The organism is Moraxella sp. TY6, assembly GCF_048551375.1.
Classification (GTDB): domain Bacteria; phylum Pseudomonadota; class Gammaproteobacteria; order Pseudomonadales; family Moraxellaceae; genus Faucicola.
In genome coordinates this window covers 108,179-131,431 of sequence record NZ_JBLYZJ010000006.1, presented here as the reverse complement: position 1 = coordinate 131,431, position 23,253 = coordinate 108,179, and the positions used below count along the sequence as shown (strand labels likewise).

Here is a 23,253-nt window from a genome sequence, read left to right as displayed (position 1 = left end):
TACTCTCTCACTCTCAATTACTCAAATGGGGAATTTGGCATTAAATCAATCACATTTTCAATTTTGTTAAAGTCTTTTTGATTCACATTGACCAGTTCTAAATGACGAATCTTGGCAACAACGTAATGAAATACGTCAAAGTTTTGTTTGTCTAATTTAATCCCTGTATTTTTTGCCAAAAAATCATCACTTCGGCTGAAATGGAAAATTTTAGCGGATGGATTGGCTTCTTTATCCGTGATGTTAAACTCAACAAAATCGTCTAAAATCGCTTGGGCTTCATCAATCGAAATGCTTTTTATACCACGCAACACTTCATAACGAATCAAAGGCGTAATGGCAATGGCAACATTTTGCTCTATCAAATCATTAAATTTTTGTTTTGCTTCAACGTGATTTGGGTTTGTATTATCACCATCAATCATGGCAATTAAAATATTAGCATCCACTAAAACAGATTTTTGAGTCATCGCTTCACCTGTTATCTGTTTAATAGTGCTAGTAATTTTTGTTTAGCTTTACTTTGGTCGATATGTTCCATATTGTCACGTTTTAATTGGTTCAAATCGACATCAAAAGCATCTTGCAAAACATTTTCAAGTAATCGAGTGTTAGGCGAGTTGATTACCGAACTTCTTACAACATTGTCATCATCACGCTTTAATAAATAAGCTTCGCCTTCGTCTAACTGTGATAATACTAATGGCGAATGGGTAGCGATATAGAATGTGGTATTGGGAAACAAATTTTTTAAAGTCGGTACGATTTTGGTTTGCCATTCGATGTGTAAATGGCTTTCAATTTCGTCAATCAATACCACGCCTTTGACGTTTAATAAATCGGTGGCATTGGTAAAGGCGGAATAAGCTGAAATTATGGATTGAATGATTTTTACCACCGAGATAAAACCAGAGCTTAATTCGCTTAACTCTCGTTCTTGTCCTTCAATGGTTAAAAACACATTGCCGTCACCATCAATTTTTAGCGTTTTTTCAATGCGACTGTCTAAAATGTTTAATGCATTTAAAACCGTATCAATATCAACTTTGCGATTGTCTTCTTCTTTTTGGTAGGGATTGACGGATTTGGCTCGCTCGGTAAACCAAAGATGAATATTTTGATTCATCGCAAAATTAGTTAATGTTTGGTCATTAATTGCGTTGTGTATAGATAATATATAATTATTTTTTCTATCCGATAATCCATTGTTTAAACTATGACTATCAGAACTTTTTAAGATTTTACTTCTCTCATTTGCACCTAAATAGGCAATAGCTTGATAGCCAAAATAGGGTACTAAATCTTTTAAATAGTGATAATCAAAAAAAAGAGCATTACTATCTCTGAAAAAATAATCAACGAATTTCAGTTTTTTATTAGAATATGTTATGTTTTTAAAAAAATTAAAGATATTATCTTTTTCTAATTCAAATTTAAAACCAGTAGTTTTATAAAAAAGAAAAAGGAACAAGCTTTCTAACGTTTTCGTTTTCCCAACACCATTTGACCCAAAAAAAACAAAGACACGTTTGCTATCGTCAAGTTGTAGCTCAACGTCACCGACACCACGCAAGTCTTTGATTTTAATTTCGGTCATTGCTTATTCATTTACCCAATTATTAATCCAAATAAAATTCATCATACTCAAATTCAATTAGCCACTTTGTTATAGTGAATCCGAAATCATAATGAACACCGCTCGCCCTGAGCCTGTCGAAGGGTGGCGGTCGTTATGGTTCGACAAGCTCACCACGAACGACCTTGTTCACTATAATTCAGTGTTAACTATAAAAATACGTTTTGGCAACTACATTTACGAAGGTGGAAACAGTATTTTCCTTTAATTCCACAAACTATTCTGTTGATAAAAATTACCATTCTTTGATAGTTGCTTTAAATATGTTGAACCCTTTTGGATAATGGTATTTGCCAAACCTTTATCAGCGATTTGTAATAAATCATTCAAGTCCTGTTCTGATACAACTTTTATAAACTGTTGATTAGGCTCAAAATAGACCAATGATGGTTTGTTTTGCTTTAATAACTCAGCAATATTATTAAGCGAACCAATGCTTTGACCATCCCAAAGCACAAACCCATAATTAGCGACATTTGCCATTGCTACATCTTTAGCGGTATAAAAGGCTCGACCTTTGGCAGAGCTTGCAATGGTCTGAATTTGCCAATTACCTATATTATTACGGCATTTGCCACCTGCACAAAAAACTTTCACCAAATCATAGTATTGGGTCGCAAAAAACGCTTGTAATGTGCTATCTGCACCATCAGCATCCCCAATGACAATAGGGAAGTTTTTTTGCAAAATATTGTCAAAAATACGTTGCTGTACCATAGCTGGTAAGCTGACTAAACTTCGAGAACCTGAAAAAAATATCGGTTGCATGGTTTATCCTCGAGTTTTGGTAAGTACCAAGACATTTACTTCTTTTGCCCCTGCTTGCATCAGTAGTTGTGTGGCAGAATCGAGCGTTGCTCCACTGTCAAATAAATCATCTAGTAGCAAAATAGTTTGATTGGCAACATTGCTTTGTTTATCTAGCTCAATATTGTGTGACAAATTTTCTATCTTTTCATCAAATGTTGCTAAGTTTTTGAGTGGAATTTTTGCCTGTATTTTGTGCAATATCGGCTGATAACTGATATTCAGTCGTTTGGCTAACTGCTCGGCGATTAAATAAACAGGTTGGTGCAATCGGGGGGTGGAAAACGGTGCTGGCACAACCATGTTAAATTTTTCAAAATTAGAAAATTGAGCGAGTAATAAATCGATGATTTTATCAATGTTATCAAGTTTTTGCTGATATTTGAGTTGGTAAATCAACTCACCCATATAATAGGTGCGAGTGGTGTCAAATAAAGGGCGACCTTGGTCATCATAGCCCAAAAATGTGCTATGTTCGATATGTTTGTCATAGGCATAACCGACCGACCAAGAACCGTCTAATTTAATTGCCATTATTAACCTTTCGCTTTCACCATCAACTCAGCGAATTTATCAAACAACGGCGAGCAGTCATGCGGGCCGGGGCTTGCCTCTGGGTGACCTTGGAAACTAAACGCAGGCTTATTCGTCAATTCAATGCCTTGATTCGACCCATCAAACAACGAACGATGCGTTACTTTTACATTACTTGGCAAGCTGTCTTCATCCACCGCAAAACCATGATTCTGTGACGTAATCATCACCGTACCATTCTCAATATCTTGCACAGGGTGGTTCGCCCCATGATGACCGAACTTCATCTTAAGCGTATTCGCCCCACTTGCCAACGCCAGCAACTGATGACCCAAACAAATCCCAAATAGCGGAATATCCGTTTCGGTGATGACGTGCTTAATCGCCTCAATCGCATAAGTACAAGGTGCAGGGTCGCCAGGACCGTTTGACAAGAAAATACCATCTGGATTGTGTTTTAAAACATCCGCAACTGGGGTCTGGGCAGGGACAACGGTGACATGACAGCCTCTATCCACAAGCATACGCAAGATATTGGTTTTAATGCCAAAATCATACGCCACGATGTTAAAGCGTTTTTCGATATCCGTGCCAAGTTCTTTAAAACGTCCACAAGTGCTACTCACTTCAGGGCTAACCAATTCCCAAGAGCCTTGCGTCCACTCAAAGCCGTCTTTATCACAGCAGACTTTTGCCAAGTCCATGCCTTTAATGCCTGCAAAACTTTGAGCAAGTGCCACCGCTTTCGCCTCATCAAGATTGCCGTCAGCGTCTGCGGTCATGATACAGCCGTTCATTGCCCCTTTGGTACGGAGTAGGCGAGTGAGCTTGCGAGTGTCGATATCGGCAATGGCGACCGTGTTGTTATTGAACAAATAATCGGTCAAAGATTCGGTTGAGCGGAAGTTGCTAGTTACCATGGTCAAATCACGGATAATCAAGCCGTTTGCCCATACCTTTTTGATACGCCCAGATTCGGTGTCTTCGGCATTCGTGCCTGTATTGCCGATGTGTGGGTAGGTGAGGGTGACGATTTGCTCGGCATAGCTAGGGTCGGTCAGGATTTCTTGATAGCCTGTCATGGCGGTGTTAAACACCACTTCGCCAACGGTGTGTCCGCTTGCACCGATGCTAATGCCCTTAAAAACTGTGCCATCGGTTAATGCCAAAATTGCGGGAATTTGTGTTTTCATCGTTGCTTCGCCCTGTGTCTGCCAAATGTCAAATTTTGTACCATACCTTTTTACAGGCAAAATTTTTTTGTCTTAAAAAGACCAAATTTCGCCCACAAAAAAGCGAGGAAGCATTGATTTAAAAGAAAATAGCTAACTGGTCTTGATGATACTTACCAGTGTGTGCCATTAACTTTGTCATGCCTACTCGCTTGGATATAGATTTTGCGTATTTTAACAGAACGCACACAAAAAGGCTAGGGCGAAATTGATGGAATAACCAAAAGTTATTGTGAAAGCAACCAACGCCAAAAAACCACTGTAGTTATGTTAAAATAAATCCATCCAACAGCTACCTAAAAATAAACGACCTAAAACAAGCCAATTAAAATTAGAGAAATGCTATGAATAATCCCATCACCTCCCAAACCGTTGCCATCATTGGCGGTGGCAATGTCGGCTTATCGTTTGCCTTATTATTGGCGAATAAAGGCATCAAAAGCACGCTAATCGAAAAAATCAAATACCCCACCATTTCGCCCGATGACGACCTTGACCGCCAGCAATTTGACAGCCGTAATATCGCACTGTCCCGCCGTACTGTACAGATTTATGACAGTATCGGGCTTTGGGATGACTTACAAAGCCATGCCTGTCGTATCGATCAAGTGCAAATCAGCGAACAAGACAGCTTTGGCAAAGCCACCCTAAATAAGCATGAAGAAAAAGTCGAAAGCTTTGGTCAAGTCATGGAAAACGCTTGGCTAGGGCGAAAGCTACTCATGGCTGTGCAGGATAGTCCGCTGATTACCCTGATTACAGGAGCAAGTGTGACGGCTATTAAGCAAACGGATAGACAGGTCAAGGTTGATTATAAAAAGAATGACGTTCAAGATACCCAACAACTCACTGCAGATATGCTTGTGGCTTGTGATGGACAAAATTCGCCATGTCGCAAGCTACTGAGCGTTGGCTCAAGTTTCCATGACTATAATCAAGTTGGTATCGTGGGTGTGGTGATGACGGATACCCCGCATTACCATGTGGCGATAGAACGCTTTACCGAGCAAGGCTTGGTCGCTGTATTACCATTGACTGATTTTGAAGGTGATGGTCGTCAAGCCCAAAAGGGATATCGTCGCTCTGTGGTTTGGGTCTGTAAAAAAGGCGAAGAGAGCCGATATCTCACAGACGAGGCGTATTTTTTACACAGCATTCAGCAGGCGTTTGGCAAGCGAGCAGGCAAATTCGTCAAGGCTGGCAAGCGTGGGGCGTACCCGTTGGTCAAGGTGCTTGCTGAGCGTCAAGTGGTGGGTCGCTGTGTCATCATGGGCAATGCAGCGCATACCTTGCACCCTGTGGCAGGGCAGGGCTTTAATCTGTGTATGCGAGATGCTGATACGCTTGCCCGATTAATCGCTCAGCAAGCCATGCGTGGGGAAGATATCGCCAAAGCAGAGATGTTACAAGGTTATGAGAAACGTCGTAAAGCCGACCAAAAGAGGGTTGAGTTGTTCTGCGATACGGTGGTGTATGGCTTTACTATTAACAATCCAGTGTTGAAGTTTGCCCGTAATGTTGGTCTGGTTGCCTTTGATAAAGTGCCGTTTGTGAAGCCGATGGTCGCTACTTTTGCAATGGGTTTGAAAAGTTAAATCTATCAATAAAAACGCCACATTTCACTGTGGCGTTTCATATTATTTTCTTTTTTCTTTTTCAGATTCGTAAGCCTTTAAAACTTCATCTGATGGTTTAAACATATCTTCAAGCTCTCGAATATCTTTTGGTATGAAGTCTCTCCCCATCTCTCTTGCTTCAACCCATTCTGGAATATTTTTCATTAATTCATCAGCTTGAGAAATGAATTTTTCATATTTTTCTTTGATTGAATCTAATCTGATATATTTTCCATTCTTCTTTAGCTCATCGAACACAGATTGACACAAAAATTCAAAATTTGCTACAGCTATTATGGCTTTTTCATCATCTCTAAAGAAAGCAAAAGGTGATAAGAAGACCTTTTCACGGTTTGTATTATTTCCTAGAAAGTTCTCATGAGCTTCACTGAAACAAATAATATCCTCCAAGTAATTCAAACTATAATCTCTTATCTCATCTGAATCTAATATTATTCTTGTAACATTACTCTTTAATTGATTTTTCAGATGTTCAAAAAGTAAATTATTAGTTTGATTAATTTTTCTTAACTTAAAGGTTCTAATTTCTTCACTTTTAGTTTCAATAATATCTCCACCTGATTTATACCATTCATTTACAAAATTTTCATAAAAATAGTTATGATTGTTCAAGTTTGATACTACAATAGTATTGTTCGGTAAATCTTCGATTTTAATATTGTTAATATAATTTCCATTTACTGTAGTGTCTTCTTCTATTGTAAATTGGTCTAAGCTTATTAAACCTTTGTAACTAATATCAAGATTTGCACTATATTTAACATTATGACTTGTAGTTAATTTCATCTCTTTCCATAAGTCTTTAATACTGTTGTCTAGGTATTCTATCTTGTAATAGTAAAGTAAGGCACTCATAACTTTACTATTTGAGAGATGCTCTTTAATATCAGAGTAATTATCAATAATAATATTTTTATTCAATTCAAAGAAATAATTTTTTTCTTCAAGAGTTTCCAAGAAGTTTTTGCTCCATTTATTTCTATCTATTTGAAGAGATTCTTTAGCATTAAAGCCGAAAAAATCCATGTCCGAAGGAATAATATTGACGGATAATCTGTCTATTTCTTGTCCTTTAAAATAAGTCATACATCTAAAGCTACTCTCAAAAAATGTAAGACTGTCAACTTGGCTTAGATTGATTAAAGATACATATAAGTTTTCTTTACCATACCAAATGCGAAGTATATGATTGGGAGTGAAGCTATTAATTGGATTCGTGATAGCATTCCCATTTGTATTATTAATGCTTTCAAGATGCTTAAATTCTATTGGTACAGAGATATTTGTAATGATTTTTTCACGAATTTTTCTTGTAATGAATAATATTTTAGAAAAATCAAAAATTGGCGTTTTTAACGTGTCAAATTCTTTTTGGTATTTATTTATTAATATGTTTTCTTTAAACTCATCAGATAGATAAAAATATCTTCTACCTTTTCTTTCTACCCTTATATTAATGTTGAGCTTAGTACCATAATCCCTTTTTAAATTTTCTTCATCACTTAATTTTTCAATAAAACAGTACCCCTGATTCCCCGAAATTGGCGAAGTCATCTCAATCCGATAAGACGCATTATCCGCAATACTCTTTGTCTCAAGAACAATCTTGTTATCTTCCTCTCTGCCTTTATCTAGCAACAAAAACGCACTATGTAACCCAATCCCAAACGCACCAGACGGACGCATCCACACAGGCATATCAGCCATTAAACGTTTTTTCTCAACATTGCGACTAGACCCTGCAATCTTCTGCATATACTCCAAATCTTTCAGGCTAATGCCAGTCCCATTGTCCGTCAAACTAAACTGCCAAATACTATAATCAGAATTCGGCTCATCTTCCAATTTTACAAAATCAATGGTAATCGGATAATTCTCCAAAATCTCTTGAAACTTTGGATGAAACGGATGGAAGTCATCGGTAATCTCACGCTTACGCATACCATGCTCAATCCATACTCGCAGATAGGTCGCATCCACCGCATTTTGAATCAGCTCACGGTAGATATTGGTCTCATCATCGTACAGATTTCTACCTTGCAACAGCTCAATCGCACTTTTCTCATCCAGCCCAAACTTCATTGGCTTGTTATTGAGCAAAATCTTAGAACTTGTCATCACCACATCAAGCTTTTGAATCGTAGGTAGCAGACCAAAGGAACGGTTCGGCACAATGTTTTTCCATTGTGACATTTGATTTTGCATCTCTTCTTTAATCCAGCCAAACCACATCTGCGTTTGGATATACGCATCTTCATCTTCACATTCTGCGGTGATACTGACCGTCTTGTTATCAAGCTGAAACTCACGAATCGCCAAATGCTTATGATGATGAGCCTCACTCAATTTTGGCATGGTTGTTTGTTTCATCATAACAGGGCAAAATCGGTTATCATCAATATCAAACAAATCGCCCAAGCGTAGCATACACGCCACAAATCGAGGATGGCAGTTTTCTGTTCCCATACCTGTTTGGCGATAGGGCAGTTGTGACATGACACTCTCAAAACTTGTGCCATGTGCAAGACAAATTTGCCCTAAATAACGATAAATGCGTTTTGGTAATAGTTCGGTGCGGGGTGAGTTAATACCAAGAATTTCAAAAGGGTCAGCGACCACACGTTGAGAGTTTTTAGCATGGTCACGGCGATACCATTCAGCCACCATTTGGCGGTATTTTTCCACGCCTTTTTGTGGATGGTCATACATTGCCAAGGCTTGTTTCCAGTCAGTATCATGCCATTTTTTCGCAAATTCGTGTAAATCTTGGCTATTATCATTGGCAAGGGTTTCGACATATTCTTTAAACTTACTATCTTTGATAATGTCCTGAACCTGTTGGCTATTAAATAACATACCCACATCATGCCAATAGGCAGATTCGAGTAACAGCCAAGTATCTGTAGCCGATAATTCAATTATATTTTTATCTAATAAACGCTCAATATTGACAAGAATTTGGTGTGAATGTGAAGCATTATGACTGCTAAAGTGTGGATAATAGCTAGCAATATTTTCCAAAGCCTTGCCAACCAGTTTTTGGTCAAATTCCCATTGAGCAAGCAAAATAGCCGTATTGCTATCTTGTTCGGTTTTGGCTTTTAGATGTCTGATTAATCCTGCACTCATGGGTTATTCCTTGTGTCGTTAATCTGTTAGAGTAATTATGAAAACTATTTTGTAATCATACTACCAAATAACTGAAATTTATAGACTACCACACGAATAATGTCCAAAATTCCCTTTGACTATTTCTTGGTTTAACGAATTTTTTGATTACCTCTAGTTTTTCGATAAATCACATAACCAACCGCCCCAACACTAAACAGCAGTAAAATTGGAAAAATCACCAATAAATCAATACGAATATTGCAGTCGCCACTACAAAGCACCTTAAAATACATCAAATATTCCCAAATGCCATAGCCCACCCATGCTAGGCTTGCGACCTTTAACACCTTGCTTTTTAGCCCAATTCCCAAGCCCCAAAATACAACTGCAATGATAAACGCAATAAACGGATAAACCATAAAAATCGACAACGAACTCATTAAATCAATCATTGATATTACCTCAAGAAATTTATTACCCATTATAATCAAACAGCGTGATAACCTAGTCAAATGAATTGTCGCTTTATGGTATAAAAATCCTTAACAAAGTTTAACTATTGAGGGCGATTTAAGTTTTTGCCATAATCCAATCATCTAATGACAGGCTATTGTGGTATGCTATTACCCAGTCTTAAAATCATTCTTTTAAATCAGATTACCAATGAAAAAAAACTCAACTCTCATCATCGGCGGTGGCATTGTCGGAGCGACACTTGCCTTAAGCCTCGCCCAAAACAAACACCCTGTTACCCTCATTGACGCACGCCCCAAGCTATCCCCAAACGACTGGGCGGACAAACTCACCCGCCGTGACGCTCGTGTGTATGCCCTTAGCCTTGCCAGTATCGGACTGCTCAAACAAGTCGGTGCATGGCAACGTATCGCCGAATCCCAACGCAAAGCCGACTACACCCAAATGCAAGTATGGCAAACCAATGGCGTTGGCGAACTCAAATTTGGCGACCTAGACAATGAGCAGGACAATCCTCAACAAAACCCACAACTACTCGGCAGTATGGTCGAGCCGTTTATCATCGAAAAATCTCTGTATGATGGGTTTGATGATGAAGACGTAACGCCATATCTGACCCATATTGCAGGGCATAAAGTCACTAGCCTTGACTGGCTAGGCGATGGCTACCGTGTCACCTTAGATAATGGTGATAGCCACACCGCCAAGCTATTGATTGGGGCGGATGGGCGAGGCTCGATGGTACGCCAAACCGCAGGCATTGGGCTAGATACCTTGGCATATCATCAGACCGCCATTTGCTGTGCGATAAAGACCGAACAACCGCATAACGCCACCGCTCGCCAAGTGTTTTTGAGCGACAGTATTTTGGCATTATTACCGCTTGCCGATGTCACTGACAGCGATAAAGCCGACCCACAACATTGGCAGTCGGTGGTGTGGTCATTACCGACTAATACAGCACTCGATTTGCTGACCTTATCACCGCAAGATTTGGCAAAAGAACTTGCCTTTGCCAGTGGCTATGCGTTGGGTGATATTACTGATATCGAGTCGATTGCCAGTTTTCCACTCAATGCCCAACATGCCAAAGGCTATGTCAAACCCAACCTTGCGTTGATTGGCGATGCAGGGCATGGCGTACATCCATTGGCAGGGCAAGGTCTAAACTTGGGAATGCTGGATGTTATTGATTTGGTCAAAATCTTGCAAAACGACTTTGAGCGAAGTGGTGGTAAAAACTGGGCGGAATTTGCCACGCTACAACGCTATGAGCGAGTACGCTATGCCCATAATGCCATGATGATGCACAGTTTTTCTGGGATAAATTGGATTTTTGGGAATCAATTTCGCCCCATTCAGCACCTGCGTAGTGAAGGCGTGAGTGCGGTGAGTAAGTTTAAACCTTTGATGAAGTTTTTTACCCAAAAAGCCAGTGGTGTTTGATTTCTCAAGTAGGGGCGTATTGCATACGCCCAATATTTAAGATTCTAAACAGGGTGTCAAGCTTACGCCATTGTTAAAATTTCAAAAATTTCCCAATAAAAAATCCTGCACGATGGCAGGATTTTTTATTGCTAATAATCTAAGATTATTTTGCTGGGCTAGCAACGGTAGTAACTTGCGTAGTTGTTACAGAGGCAGTTGCAGGAACGGCATTGTCATCAGCAATATATACATCCACACGGCGACCTTCTTGGTCTTTACCTTCAGCACCAACGCTGTCAGTTGGTTTGATAAGTTTTAGCTGTGCATCAGGTACACCATTCGCAACTAAGAAAGCTTTAACGGCTTGGGCACGTTCTTTAGATAGTTTAGCATTGGCAGCAGCATTACCAGTGCTATCAGTGTAACCAGTTACACCCAATACTTTACCTTGTTTAGCTGCATCAAGGATTTCTTGTGCTTTTTCTACTGCATTGCCTGCTACATCAGCTTTACCAGTAGCGAAGTAGAATGATAGACGACCATGGTCAAATACTACTGATGGCTCAGTTGATGAGATAGTAGTTGTGGTCGTGGTTACACTAGCCGTTGATGTGGTGGTTGAAGCTGTGGCTGGCATTGCTGAATCAAGCATAACCATAAAGTCTGGTGATAAGGCTTGGATGTCTTTAACCAATTTATCAGCGGCGGCTGCGTCTGGAGCAGATACCATGATATGGTTGCCATCAACTTTTAGACCAGCGTTTGGTACAGCTTTAACAAGGTTCAAGATATCGCCTAGTTTATCAGCAACAGGCATATTCACATCATAAGCTGGGTCAACGTTGACGTTTACGGCATTACCTGCATCCGCACCAAACACACCAGTTAAGGCACTCATAATTTTGGTTTTTAGGTCTTCGTTACCAACCGTACCTAAGCCACCTAGGCTTAGTTTGCCATCAGCACCAGTGGCTAGAGCCAAGGTTGGGGCAAGTAAGCTGGCTGATGGGCCAGAGGCAACCACTACGCTCGCTGGGGTGGTAGAAGCAACAGGTACAGCGGTGACTTCTTCTTTTTTGCCACATGATTTTAACAATGCCCATGCCAAAGCAGCTAGGATTAGCAAACCAATGATTGGCAACAAGATTTTCATCAAGCCACCCTCTTCTTCTTTTGGCGTGGCAACTAGATGTTCTTCAGTGCGAGTGGTGGTCACGGTTTGTGGTTGTACGTGAGTGGTTGAAGCATGAACTGGGTTGATGTTCAATAGACCCAAGATACCTGCTGGGATAAAGCCATACGCCCAAGCTGGCAATACGCTAACCAATGAAGATAGATTATTGGTCAAAAATGAGGGTAGTGAGGTTGTGCCTGATAAGCCACGTAATTCATTCAATACCAATGGTGCGGCACGTTGAATAAGGCTTTGAGTTTCTTGCTCTGGCACGCTGTAGTGTTTGGCAAGTTCTTGTACCATGGTGCTACGGTAGTTAGCTTCTGGAAGCAAACGGTCGAAGAAACCGTGGTCTTCATTATCCACATTGATATTGTCAAATTTGGTATATACGTCTTTGTCAGCTAGACGTGCAACGATAATGGCATAGACTTTTTCTAACAATGAGGTGCGACCGTCATTGGCAGAAACAGCATTGCCTAATAATACTGGTGTAACGGTACGGGCTAGATGCTCGATGATATTCATAACAATTTCCTCTAAAATAAGTTCAGTGACTTATCGGATGGGTCACGGATGACATAACAGTAACATAACTATCAAATGTAACCATTAAACATAACTATCACGTAAACATAACTACCACGATAAGCGATGTGATTATCAACTAATTTACCAACGCATGTCTAATAACATGATAAATTAGTTGCAAGTTAGCGATAAATATAAAATTTTGATTATTAATCACAGCCGTTTTTATATCAATTTTGCTAACCTTTAACAATTGAGCCTAAGATAATAGAAAATTTTCCTGCGTTCAGTTATTTTAAAGTAACAATTAGGTAAGTTTTGTTTTTATTTGAGCAACCTTTGCGTTACCACGAGGGCTTTTGTGAAAATTAAGTAGCAAAATTCAGTTTATGTTAAGTTTTGTAAAAATATTTGGGAGCAAGAATGGGGTCAATTATTGGTGAAATGGGTGAGTAGTGATAAGTAAGGCTTTTGTAGTTTATGTAATCGGCTGTTGTGAACAAATTGGTTTTGCACAAGTAGTGTGCTAAATTACTACTTTATTCCGATTTTCATTATTATCTTATTTGCTTTGGACAAACTATGTCACTGATTTACAATCATAATTTATTTATCGTCATTATCACCGTGGTGGTGAGCTTGCTTGCATGGCAGTCGCCCCAACTGATGCAACGGCTGATTTTTTATCCGCCTGCGGTACAGCGTGGGCAAGTTGACCGTTTTGTGACGCATGGCTTTATTCATGCCGATGGTATGCACTTGTTTTTTAATATGTTTACCTTGTTTTCATTTGGTAATGTGGTACAGCGGTTTTTTATGGACAGTGCAGGCACGATTGCCTATGTACTGTTTTATTTGACAGCGATTGTGGTGGCGATTATTCCGACCTATATGAAGCATAAAAACAACCCTCGCTATAGCAGTCTTGGTGCGTCTGGGGCAGTGTCGGCAGTGGTGTTTAGCTATGTATTGATGAATCCGTGGAGTACACTATTGGTGTTCTTTATCCCTGTACCAGCGATTGTGTTTGCAGGGCTATATGTGGGCTATAGCGTGTGGGCGGACGGTCAAGGGCGTGGTAATATCAACCATTCTGCTCATTTGGTTGGTGGGGTTTTTGGGATGCTCGCTACCATTGCCGTTGAACCTGCGATTGTGCAACACTTTTTTAATGCCTTGATGCACCCACGGTTTTTAGGGATGGGTGGTTAAAATTACCAAAGAGGTAGCTATGATTTACGATGTCATCGGCGATATTCATGGTCAAGCGGATAAACTCATCGGCTTGTTAACGCAGTTGGGCTATGTGGATAATGGCAAATTTTTCGCCCCACCGCCTAATCATCAAGCGGTGTTTATTGGCGATTTAATTGACCGTGGTCGCCAAGAACTCAAAACCCTCGAAATCGTGTTTGCCATGCTGGATAATGGCTCGGCATTGGCGGTGATGGGTAATCACGAGTACAATGCGTTGGCATTTGCCACGTCTGATAAACGCAATTCAAGCGAGTATTTACGCTCCCATAATAAGCCAAGTAATGTCACCCAACACCAAGCGTTTCTTGATGAAGTCGGTTTTGACAGTGAATTGCACCATTTTTGGCTCAAACGGTTTTTTGAGTTGCCATTATGGCTTGAGTTGGATAATGTGTGTTTTGTACATGCCTGTTGGGATGGCGAGGCGATGGCGGTGTTACAGCCGTTATTGACGGCGGATAATCGCTTGACCGATGAAGCGTTACAACTGACTTCGTATCAAGGTACAACAGAGTTTGAAGCGTTAGAACGTGTCTTAAAAGGCGTAGAAACTCGCCTACCAGACGGGCATTTTTATTTGGATAAAGAAGGCACAAAACGCAAAAAAGTGCGTGTACAATGGTGGCTTCCTGAATTAAAACAGCCGAATGCACGCTTGCCGATTCACCATGTCGCAAGGGCAGGGCAGTCGGATTTGTTGCATATTCCTGTCGAAACCTTAGCCGATGAAATTGATTTTCGCTTGACCACTGATAAGTTCGTATTTGTGGGGCATTATTGGTTGACTGGCGTGCCACAGCCGTTGTCTGAGCAAGTGGTATGTGTCGATTATTCAGCGGTGAAAGGCGGATATTTGACCGCTTATCAATTTGATACCGATAATCCGAGCTTGTCAGCGGATAATTTTGTGCAGTATATTTATTAAATCCTCCCCAAGCCCCTCCTTTGACAAAGGAGGGGAGTAGTCCGCTTTTGAGCCAAGAGGGATTTTTGGGATTCAACTCTTTTGTTATAGGATTTACGTAAAAGACACTGGATTCCTGCATTCGCAGGAATGACGAAAATATTTTAATTACTCGTCACCCCTGTGAATACAGGGGTCTAGTGTCTTTATTCAAAGATGAAGTTATAATTTGCGTAAGTTCGATGTTATTCTAAAAAGTACCGTCTATGATAAAACGTGCCATCCAACCATTCAAAATGCTGTTTGTCATGCAGGGGTCGTATTTTCGGCAACTGATTGTGCCACAGACGGTGCTGTTTGTCTTTTCCGCCTTTATCTATTATTACCAAACTCATATCACCAAAACCCCTGTACCGCTAAATCCGTCCGTGTTTGCCTTGCTTGGGATTTCGCTTGCGATTTTTCATGGTTTTTGTAATGCCTCAGCGTATGACCGTTTTTGGGAAGGGCGTAAGCTGTGGGGGACGTTGGTTTGGCTTTCTCGCAATATTGCTCGCCAAGTTTTGACCTTATCAAATGTGACGATAAGCGACAAACAAGCCTTTATCCGTTTACAAATTGCCTTTGTACATTGCCTGCGGTTGCAACTGCGAGGGGTGGATAATCAGCTGACCCTTGAGCGGATTTTGACTGCCGAACAACGTAATCCGTTGCTAAATCAACCTTTTACCGCTCTACTTCTCACTCAAATGATGGGGCAGACATTGGCAGATTGGCACGCTGATGGGCGGATTGATAGTTTGCAATGGCAAAGCCTTGATAAAAGCGTGGGGGAAATCGCCCATGTACAGGCAGGTTGTGAGCGGATTAATAACACGCCGATTCCGTTTGCGTATTTTGTGCTGTTGCATCGTACGGTGTATTTGTATTGTTTTATGTTGCCGTTTGGGCTGGGTAATACGATTGGCTGGGTGACACCGTTTTTGGTGGCGTTTATTGGTTATACTTTTATGGCACTCAATGAGATTGTCGATGAGATTAGCGAGCCGTTTGGGGTGAATGACAATGATTTGCCGTTGTGTATGATGTGCGATACCATTGAAACGCAGTTGGCGAGTCTAAGCGGGCAGACGTTTGAAAAGGATAATCGTGAGCCATTGCCAGATTATGTGGTACTGTAAAATGAATCTTTCTACAAAATCGTTAATCCCCTATATTACTTATTATTTAATCAGTTATATCATTTCATTTTTTGCATTAGGGTTTTTGGATAAAGTAGAGCTAGATAATTTTATACGACTATCTTAGCTGTATAAAATATAAACCAATTACATCTCCCTCACCGTCAAAATCTGTTCACTCCGCCCAAACGCCCCATGTACATCATGCAACACGCTACTGGTCAATCCCACGCCATCTTTACCGATTTGCTGAACCGTTTCTAGCCCTAGCCATCGCCCTTGCGGTAAGCGATGCAAATGAATTTGTAAATCCAAATTGGGAAATAACCATTCAATACCATTTGGCTGATGAATACGTGGCACGATGCCATTGGCACTATCGACCATCCCCATCAGATGCACGAAGTCAGAGGTTGGCATGGCTTTGCCGTTTTCGGTGACCATCTCGACATCGGTATTCACCCACACGATGCCCTCACCTTGACGGTTATTGGGGTCGGCTTTGAGGTAGATACTATTGATAAATCCCCCACCCCAATGCTTCATGCCATCCCAATCAGAGTAATTTTCGGGATGTCCGATATGGTCATCTTCTAGCCCTGCCACTGCTGAGGTGTCACTGGTCTGCATTCGCCATGCACGAGCCACGATACAGGTTTTACCATTGGCTTCCATCTTGGCTTCTATCAGCTCGATGGTGCGTCCACCACGAATGACTTGGGTGGTAATGCTAAAATCACCAAAATGAATCAAGCCAAAAATATCAAGGCTAATCCGACCAATTCGCATATCGGCACGAGGGAAAAACTTCTCAAGTTCATAGCTGAGTACCCCTGTCGAGGCTGCCATGTGTTGTTCATGTTCGTTCCATGCCCCTTGTGAGGGGTAGTTGGCGGTATAGTGGGCGGTGGTGATGTTGTCGGTGGTTACTCGATTGATAAGGGTGTAAAAGGTTGTCATAAAAGTCCTTTTTATTGCTGTCTGTTAAGTGCCAAAAATTTTAGCATAAAGCCCTGCTAAAAGGTGAATATCATTACACATCCATGATTTTATGCTATATTAACTCAACATTATTTCCTATATTCCCTTTTTCACCATTGAGAATACCGATGTCCGAGTTTTTCACTAGCCCTGCCATGCAAACATTTTTGGTAAATATCAGCCATTACCCCACGGTGATTTTTACCGCCTTGGTGCTATTTGTCACCTTATATTGGCTAGTATCGGTGTTCGGTTTGGTCGATGTGGATACCGATTTTCACGCTGATATGTCTGGAGATACAAACGGTTTTCACCATGCCCCACATGCTGATTTGCACGCAGACGCAAATACCCACCACGCTCACCATACCCACGCCCACCACCATGACGGTGATATGGGGCTAATTGCCAGTATTTTGCTAAAGTTTGGTTTGCAAGGCGTGCCAATTTTTATCATTTTGACGTTGTTTGGCTTGGTAGGTTGGGTGTTAAGTTATCTCAATGGTGTGTTACTTGAGGCGATTTTACCGCCCAGTTTGGCAAGTGGGATTGGCTATTTTGTCATTGCGACTTTTACTTTGCTTGCCATTAGCATTGTTAGTTTAGCCATTAGTGGGCTGATTGTCGCACCGATTCGCAAGCGTTTTGCCAGTTCACCTGTGACCAGTCATCATACGTTGGTCGGTCAAGTGGCTGTGGTGCGGACGATGACGGTCGATGATACACATGGCGAAGCGGTCATCAATGATGGCGGTGCAGGGTTGATTTTAAAGGTGCGAGCGTTTGATAAAAATTTTGTGCAGGGCGATACGGTGGTTTTGGTGGAGTATTTGGGCGATAGTAATGCCTACCGTGTTAAAGGATTGAATTGACTGGTTTTTTGAATTAGAAATCAACATTATAAAACTTTTGAGATAAATAAATGACAGAAAACGAGCAGAAAATTCAATTATTACTCGAACAATTATTGAAAGGTGATTTGGCAGAAGAGCATCAAGCCAAATTATTTGAGCAAATTTCGCAACTATCACCCGACCCTTACTGGAGTGATTTGGTATTTTGGTCAAATGATTTTTTTAATACAGATAATCGTTTTGATTATGCTAAATTTTTTCAAAAAATCGCTGAATATCCTAATAGTGAGCATGGCAGGCTACGAGCAGAAATTCATAGACTTTTAACCAATCTGTTTAACAAAAACTTTAATGAAATTAGCGAAGTAGCAACTATTAATCAACTAAATACTTTAATAGGTCATAGTCACTGGATAGATGATATATTTGTTAAAAATGATTATAAAAATCAAGATGGTAGCTTTAATTATAGTGATTTTTTAAATCAAATTTTGCCCCAACCACATAAAGTAAGCGAGTTTTTTAACTGAATTTTTCATTAACGAAGGTTATGCTAAATAAATTGCAAAACCACGCTATGAAACCATTTTTCAAACAAAATAGTTAAACCAAAAAAATTTTAAAGAGGAAATAAACATGGATATTCTAATTATGGTCGGCGTGGTCGTGGTCATCGTATTTGTATTTGTGATGGCACTGCTACTCATGCTCAAAGCCTTTTATTACAAAATTGACCAAGGCAATGCCTTAATTATCAATGGTATCAACAAAATTTCTGTGCGGTTTGACGGTGGTCTGGTTTGGCCCGTCATCAACCGCAAAGAACTTATGCGGATTGCCCTAATTCGCCTTGAGGTCGATAAACGTGGCAAAGAGGGCTTGATTTGCCGTGACAATATCCGAGCGGATATCTCGGTCGCCTTTTATCTGCGTGTCAACGAAACTGCCGAAGACGTGCTAAAAGTCGCCAAAACGGTCGGTGTCGAGCGAGCGTCCGACAAAGATGCCGTCAATGAGCTGTTTAATGCCAAATTTGCCGAAGCCCTCAAAACCGTGGGAAAACAAATTGATTTTATTAAACTTTTTGAAAATCGCCATGAATTTCGTGAACGCATTATCCGTGAAATTGGTAATGACTTGGGAGGTTATGTCCTCGAAGATGTGGCGATTGATTACCTTGAGCAAACCCCCAAAATCTCGCTTGACCCCAACAATATCCTAGATGCGGAAGGTATTCGCAAAATCACCGAAATCACTGCTGTGCAGAACGTGCATACCAATGAACTTGAGCGAAATCAAGAACTGGCAATCAAAAAGAAAAATGTCGAAACCGCCGAAGCCATGCTAGAGCTAGAACGCCAACAAGCCGATGCCACCGCCAAACAACGCCGTGAAGTCGCCTCGTCTATCGCTCGTGAGGAAGCCGAAACCAAACGCATTCAAGAAGAAGAACGCAAAAAAGCCGAAAGTGCGGTGATTTTGGTCGAGCAAGATTTGGCGGTGCAACGTGAAATCCAACAACGTGAAATCGAAGTCGCCAGCCAAAACCGTCTGCGTGCGGTGGCGATTGAAGAAGAAAAAGTCACCAAAGCCCGTGCGTTAGAAATCGTCTCTCGTGAGCGTGAAGTCGAGCTACAACGTATCGAAGCCGAACGAGCCATTGAGCAAGAGAAAAAAGAAATCGCCAATGTGGTGCGTGAGCGTGTCGCCGTGGATAAAACCGTGGCAATGGAAGAAGAGCGTATCAAAGAAGTCCGCCAAATCTCTGAAGCCGACCGTGCCAAACAAACCAAAATCTTGGCTGCCGAAGCCGAAGCCGAAGAAATCAAAGTCCGTCAGGTCAAAGAAGCCGAGGCTCAAGAGCTATCCGCTCGCCATAAAGCCCAAGAAATCATCACCCTTGCTCAAGCCAAACTCGATTCTGCTCAAAAAGAAGCCGATGCCAAAATTAAACTGGCAGAAGGTATCAAAGCCGAAGAATCTGCTCATGGCGTAGCCGAAGCGGTGATTCAAGAAGCCAAAGCCGTTGCCCTTGAGAAAGAAGGACTTGCCAAAGCCAATGTCATCAAAGCCACTGGCGAAGCCGAAGCCGAAGCTCGCCTTAAATCTGGTCAAGCCCAAGCGGTTGCCGACCGTGAAATTGGCTTGGCAAATGCCGAGGTCATTGCCGTGCGTGGCGAATCCAACGCCAAAGCCGAGCGAGAAGTGGGACTTGCCAAAGCCGAAGTCACTCGTCAGCACTTCAAAGCCGAAGCCGATGGCTTGGTGGAAAAATTCAATGCGATGGGTAGCATGAGCCAATCTGCTCGTGAGCATGAAGAATACCGTATGGGGCTGGAAACCGCTCTACAAGAGGCATTGGCATCCATTGAAGCAGGCAAAGAAATCGCCAAAGAAAATGCCGAAGTGCTTGCCACTGCCCTACAAAAAGCCAAAATCGACATTGTGGGCGGTGAGGAACATTTCTTTGATAACTTTGCCAAATCCTTGTCGATTGGTAAGGCGATTGATGGATTGGCAGGTAAATCCAATGTGTTAAATGGGTTAATTAATCATGTCATTGCTGATAAAGTCGCTAAATCGGTGAATGGTTTAGATAACCAAAATTCGGCAACAAATAACTCAGCAAACAATGCAGAATAATTTTTCAAATTTCAAAGAGAATTAACCTATGCAAAATGCCGTAGAAATCTACACAGCCAACGATGGTACGACCCACATTGATGTACGGTTTGATAACCAGACGGTTTGGTTGTCACAAGCCCAAATGGGTGAGTTATTTGGTAGGAATCAATCCGTTATTTCTAGGCACATTAATAATGCAGTTGAAGAAGGCGAAATTGAAGAAAAAAGCAATATGCAAAAAATGCATATTGCAAATTCCGACCGTCCTGTGGTTTTTTATGATTTAGAAACTATTATTTCTGTTGGCTATCGTGTTAAATCGTCACAGGGTGTTGCTTTTCGCAGATGGGCGACCCAACGTCTAAAAGACTATCTCATTCAAGGCTATGCGATTAATCAGCAACGCTTAAAGGAAAATCGACAGCAGTTTTTGCAGACATTGGAAGATTTAAAAGCCCTAACGCACAACAATCCTAATATTGAAACCAATGAGATTCTATCATTAATTCAAAAGTTTTCAGACACTTGGTTTACGCTAGATAGTTATGACAAAAATGCATTTCCAGAACAAGGCAACTCGCAGTCGATAGAAACGTCTAGCGAGGCGTTGCAAGGGATTTGGCGTTATTGAAAACCGAATTGATAAGTAAAGGCGAAGCAACTGAATTATTCGCCCAAGAAAAAACCGAGGGGGCATTGGCAGGGATTTTTGGCAATGTATTTCAGAGTGTGTTTGGGCAGGATGCGTATGCCACGATTGAAGAAAAATCCGCTCATTTGCTATATTTTATCATTAAAAATCATCCGTTTAATGATGGCAATAAACGAAGTGGTGCATTTGCATTTATTTGGTTATTGCAGAAATTTGGCTATGATTTTCGGGATAAAATCAATCCGCAAACGTTGACAACGTTGACGATTTTGATTGCAGAATCTGACCCTGCGGATAAAGATAAGATGGTGGGTGTGGTGAAATTGTTGTTAAATCCGTTAGGCTTAACAGCGTCAATAGATGATTAATAGCATTCATTAAACAAGGAGCATTACGATGTTTTGTTATCAATGTAAGACCGAGAGCCTAAAACCCACCAAATTGGATTTGGGGTTGCCTGCGTTACGTTGCGAGAAATGCCACGGTACGCATCTTGATTTACTGACTTATCGTGCATGGTCGGAGGACAATGCGTCTAGTATCGAGGCGGACAAGCAAAGTGATGAGCCTGTGGTGATTGATGAGTTGACCAATACCGAAAACGCCCTAATCTGTCAGCATTGCCATAAATTTATGCTGAAATACCGTATCAATAATGAGCATAACAATACGATTAATGTTTGTCATACTTGTTATGATGTGTGGCTAGACCAAGGTGAGTGGGAGTTGTTAAAACAGCTCAAAATCCAAGATAAGTTGACGGAGATTATGAGCGAGCCGTGGCAAAAGGATTTGCGAGAGCAAGCCAAAGAACAGGCGGTGAGTGAGCATTATCATCAGTTGTTGGGGGATGATTTTGAGAGGGTGAGTGAGTTTGGGAAATGGCTTGATAGTCACCCAAAACGTGCTGAAATTCGTTCGTTATTATTCGCTTAGGATTGATAGCTATTGTTAAAACTACATAAGGGTAACCATGAATAATACACCTAAAGTTTTTATTTCATCAACAATTTATGACTTTAAAGATTTACGGTCTGCTTTAAAATTTTATTTGGAGCAACATGGATATATTGTTTTTACTTCAGAAAGTAGTGACTTTAAAGTTGATGGAAATGTTCATAGTTACCATGCTTGTTTAAATCTTATAGATGAATGTGATTATTTTATTTTGCTCGTTGGCACTAGAGTTGGCGGTTGGTTCGATAAGACAAACAAAATAAGTATTACTAGACAGGAATACAGACACGCTTACAAACTACACCAACAAGGGAAGCTTGAAATTATATCATTTGTAAGACGTGATGTTTGGCAATTAAAAGAAACTAGGAATGAATTGGCTAAATATTTAAATAAACTTGAGTTATTTGATAAGGATTTAATAGAAAATGTAATAAATGCACCTACAAAGTTTTCCAACGATGCAGTATATATCTCAGATTTTGTTGAGGAGATCGGAAGAAATACCGATACAAAGAATGCTCTATCGGGTAAAGGAGAGTTACCTTCTGGAAACTGGATTAGGCAGTTTGAGAGTTTTAGAGAAATTGTGGACTCATTATATTCATTAATTTATTTAGGAGATTTAGAAGCAAAACTTTATATTGAGATTTTATTAAATGAATTGAAAATCTTTCAAGATAGTTTAAGAAAAGATTTAAAAAATAATAGATTTCTTATCCATACATCTGCGGAAAACTTATTAGAAAAAATTCGTTTGCCCTGCTCAATTGATGAAACTATTACTTTGCCTAGTTCTGAGTGGCAATTTTTTTCATTATCATGCTTGATGAATTGTATGACATCAAAGATTTCGATTGATGTGAATGTTATAAATGAAGTTTTGACTTCAAAAGCTTTTTTTAAATACGATTTAAAAAAGAAATCATATTCAAAGACACCGATATATTTAGCATTATCCAAGCTTAAGAAATGTATATTACTATTTGAAGCGAATAATAGGGATGTAAGTGGTTGGATGATGAAAATAAAAGAGATAAATAATAGAGGAAAGCGTATTGGGAGATATGAAATATTAACTTCTGATTTGTTAAACCTATTCTTTATTGGCGGTTCTTTTTCAAATATAAACCTCATCTCTAATGCTATTATCGAAGCATTACAAGGGAATGAATACAAAGCACCTGTACTATTTGACCATTCGGATTTAATGAAAAATTGTAAAGAGCTTGATAAAGATGAAATTAAAAGTATAAATGAATAATTTATTTTGGATTG

General features: G+C 40.4%; 21 protein-coding genes. 12 read left to right on the top strand and 9 right to left on the bottom strand.

Features of this window, described 5'->3' with window-relative positions:
- Nucleotides 1-17: 17 nt before the first annotated feature.
- From ACK1U4_RS06315 to carA, 5 genes are all read right to left on the bottom strand, one after another.
- Nucleotides 18-470, bottom strand: coding sequence for a PIN domain-containing protein (locus ACK1U4_RS06315; protein ID WP_419400768.1), 453 nt, complete (start codon nucleotides 468-470; stop codon nucleotides 18-20).
- Nucleotides 471-481: 11 nt separating this feature from the next.
- The gene (locus tag ACK1U4_RS06310; RefSeq protein ID WP_419400767.1) at nucleotides 482-1,597 is read right to left on the bottom strand and encodes an AAA family ATPase; all 1,116 of its coding nucleotides are present in this window, start codon (nucleotides 1,595-1,597) and stop codon (nucleotides 482-484) included.
- 243 nt (nucleotides 1,598-1,840) lie between these two features.
- Nucleotides 1,841-2,404: a hypothetical protein gene (locus ACK1U4_RS06305; protein WP_419400766.1), complete on the bottom strand. Its 564-nt coding sequence runs from the start codon at nucleotides 2,402-2,404 to the stop codon at nucleotides 1,841-1,843.
- A 3-nt stretch (nucleotides 2,405-2,407) separates the two neighbouring features.
- Nucleotides 2,408-2,977 (bottom strand): ComF family protein, encoded by a 570-nt coding sequence (locus ACK1U4_RS06300; RefSeq protein ID WP_419400765.1) that lies wholly within the window; start codon nucleotides 2,975-2,977, stop codon nucleotides 2,408-2,410.
- A 2-nt stretch (nucleotides 2,978-2,979) separates the two neighbouring features.
- Complete coding sequence (gene carA, locus ACK1U4_RS06295; RefSeq protein WP_419400764.1) at nucleotides 2,980-4,170, bottom strand: glutamine-hydrolyzing carbamoyl-phosphate synthase small subunit; 1,191 nt, start codon at nucleotides 4,168-4,170, stop codon at nucleotides 2,980-2,982.
- A 383-nt stretch (nucleotides 4,171-4,553) separates the two neighbouring features.
- Between carA and ACK1U4_RS06290 the strand changes: the two genes are divergently transcribed.
- A complete protein-coding gene (locus ACK1U4_RS06290) occupies nucleotides 4,554-5,804 on the top strand; it encodes an FAD-dependent monooxygenase (protein ID WP_419400763.1) in 1,251 nt (416 codons plus the stop codon).
- Nucleotides 5,805-5,846: 42 nt separating this feature from the next.
- Here the strand turns inward: ACK1U4_RS06290 and ACK1U4_RS06285 are convergent, their stop codons facing one another.
- Together ACK1U4_RS06285 and ACK1U4_RS06280 are read right to left on the bottom strand one after the other, a co-directional pair.
- A complete protein-coding gene (locus ACK1U4_RS06285) occupies nucleotides 5,847-8,975 on the bottom strand; it encodes an HD domain-containing protein (protein WP_419400762.1) in 3,129 nt (1,042 codons plus the stop codon).
- 131 nt (nucleotides 8,976-9,106) lie between these two features.
- Nucleotides 9,107-9,409, bottom strand: coding sequence for a hypothetical protein (locus ACK1U4_RS06280; RefSeq protein WP_419400761.1), 303 nt, complete (start codon nucleotides 9,407-9,409; stop codon nucleotides 9,107-9,109).
- Between the two features lie 211 nt (nucleotides 9,410-9,620).
- On the opposite strand from ACK1U4_RS06280, the gene ACK1U4_RS06275 reads away from it, so the two are divergent.
- The gene (locus ACK1U4_RS06275) at nucleotides 9,621-10,877 is read left to right on the top strand and encodes an FAD-dependent oxidoreductase (RefSeq protein ID WP_419400760.1); all 1,257 of its coding nucleotides are present in this window, start codon (nucleotides 9,621-9,623) and stop codon (nucleotides 10,875-10,877) included.
- Nucleotides 10,878-11,022: 145 nt separating this feature from the next.
- On the opposite strand, the gene ACK1U4_RS06270 is transcribed toward ACK1U4_RS06275, so the two are convergent.
- Nucleotides 11,023-12,561 (bottom strand): OmpA family protein, encoded by a 1,539-nt coding sequence (locus tag ACK1U4_RS06270; protein WP_419400759.1) that lies wholly within the window; start codon nucleotides 12,559-12,561, stop codon nucleotides 11,023-11,025.
- Between the two features lie 585 nt (nucleotides 12,562-13,146).
- Between ACK1U4_RS06270 and ACK1U4_RS06265 the strand changes: the two genes are divergently transcribed.
- The 3 genes from ACK1U4_RS06265 (at nucleotide 13,147) to ACK1U4_RS06255 (ending at nucleotide 15,906) form a co-directional block, all read left to right on the top strand.
- A complete protein-coding gene (locus ACK1U4_RS06265) occupies nucleotides 13,147-13,776 on the top strand; it encodes a rhomboid family intramembrane serine protease (protein WP_419400758.1) in 630 nt (209 codons plus the stop codon).
- A gap of 19 nt (nucleotides 13,777-13,795) precedes the next feature.
- Complete coding sequence (locus tag ACK1U4_RS06260) at nucleotides 13,796-14,746, top strand: metallophosphoesterase (protein WP_419400757.1); 951 nt, start codon at nucleotides 13,796-13,798, stop codon at nucleotides 14,744-14,746.
- A 245-nt stretch (nucleotides 14,747-14,991) separates the two neighbouring features.
- The gene (locus ACK1U4_RS06255) at nucleotides 14,992-15,906 is read left to right on the top strand and encodes a bestrophin family protein (protein WP_419400756.1); all 915 of its coding nucleotides are present in this window, start codon (nucleotides 14,992-14,994) and stop codon (nucleotides 15,904-15,906) included.
- Between the two features lie 147 nt (nucleotides 15,907-16,053).
- On the opposite strand, the gene ACK1U4_RS06250 is transcribed toward ACK1U4_RS06255, so the two are convergent.
- Nucleotides 16,054-16,866 (bottom strand): thioesterase family protein, encoded by an 813-nt coding sequence (locus tag ACK1U4_RS06250; RefSeq protein WP_419400755.1) that lies wholly within the window; start codon nucleotides 16,864-16,866, stop codon nucleotides 16,054-16,056.
- Between the two features lie 149 nt (nucleotides 16,867-17,015).
- On the opposite strand from ACK1U4_RS06250, the gene ACK1U4_RS06245 reads away from it, so the two are divergent.
- The 7 genes from ACK1U4_RS06245 to ACK1U4_RS06215 all read left to right on the top strand — a co-directional run bounded on the left by ACK1U4_RS06245 (nucleotide 17,016) and on the right by ACK1U4_RS06215 (nucleotide 23,239).
- Entirely contained in the window at nucleotides 17,016-17,759 is a 744-nt protein-coding gene (locus ACK1U4_RS06245) for a hypothetical protein (protein ID WP_419400754.1), read from the top strand.
- Nucleotides 17,760-17,809: 50 nt separating this feature from the next.
- Nucleotides 17,810-18,271 carry a hypothetical protein gene (locus ACK1U4_RS06240; protein WP_419400753.1) on the top strand — a complete coding sequence of 154 codons (462 nt, stop codon included), beginning with the start codon at nucleotides 17,810-17,812 and terminating at the stop codon, nucleotides 18,269-18,271.
- Between the two features lie 106 nt (nucleotides 18,272-18,377).
- A complete protein-coding gene (locus ACK1U4_RS06235; protein ID WP_419400752.1) occupies nucleotides 18,378-20,384 on the top strand; it encodes a hypothetical protein in 2,007 nt (668 codons plus the stop codon).
- Between the two features lie 28 nt (nucleotides 20,385-20,412).
- The gene (locus tag ACK1U4_RS06230) at nucleotides 20,413-20,997 is read left to right on the top strand and encodes a virulence RhuM family protein (RefSeq protein WP_419400751.1); all 585 of its coding nucleotides are present in this window, start codon (nucleotides 20,413-20,415) and stop codon (nucleotides 20,995-20,997) included.
- The gene (locus tag ACK1U4_RS06225; RefSeq protein ID WP_419400750.1) at nucleotides 20,985-21,386 is read left to right on the top strand and encodes a type II toxin-antitoxin system death-on-curing family toxin; all 402 of its coding nucleotides are present in this window, start codon (nucleotides 20,985-20,987) and stop codon (nucleotides 21,384-21,386) included. The genes ACK1U4_RS06230 and ACK1U4_RS06225 overlap by 13 nt, the downstream gene beginning before the upstream one ends.
- 28 nt (nucleotides 21,387-21,414) lie before the next feature.
- Nucleotides 21,415-21,954, top strand: coding sequence for a hypothetical protein (locus ACK1U4_RS06220; protein WP_419400749.1), 540 nt, complete (start codon nucleotides 21,415-21,417; stop codon nucleotides 21,952-21,954).
- A gap of 37 nt (nucleotides 21,955-21,991) precedes the next feature.
- Nucleotides 21,992-23,239, top strand: coding sequence for a DUF4062 domain-containing protein (locus ACK1U4_RS06215; RefSeq protein ID WP_419400748.1), 1,248 nt, complete (start codon nucleotides 21,992-21,994; stop codon nucleotides 23,237-23,239).
- Nucleotides 23,240-23,253 lie beyond the last annotated feature (14 nt).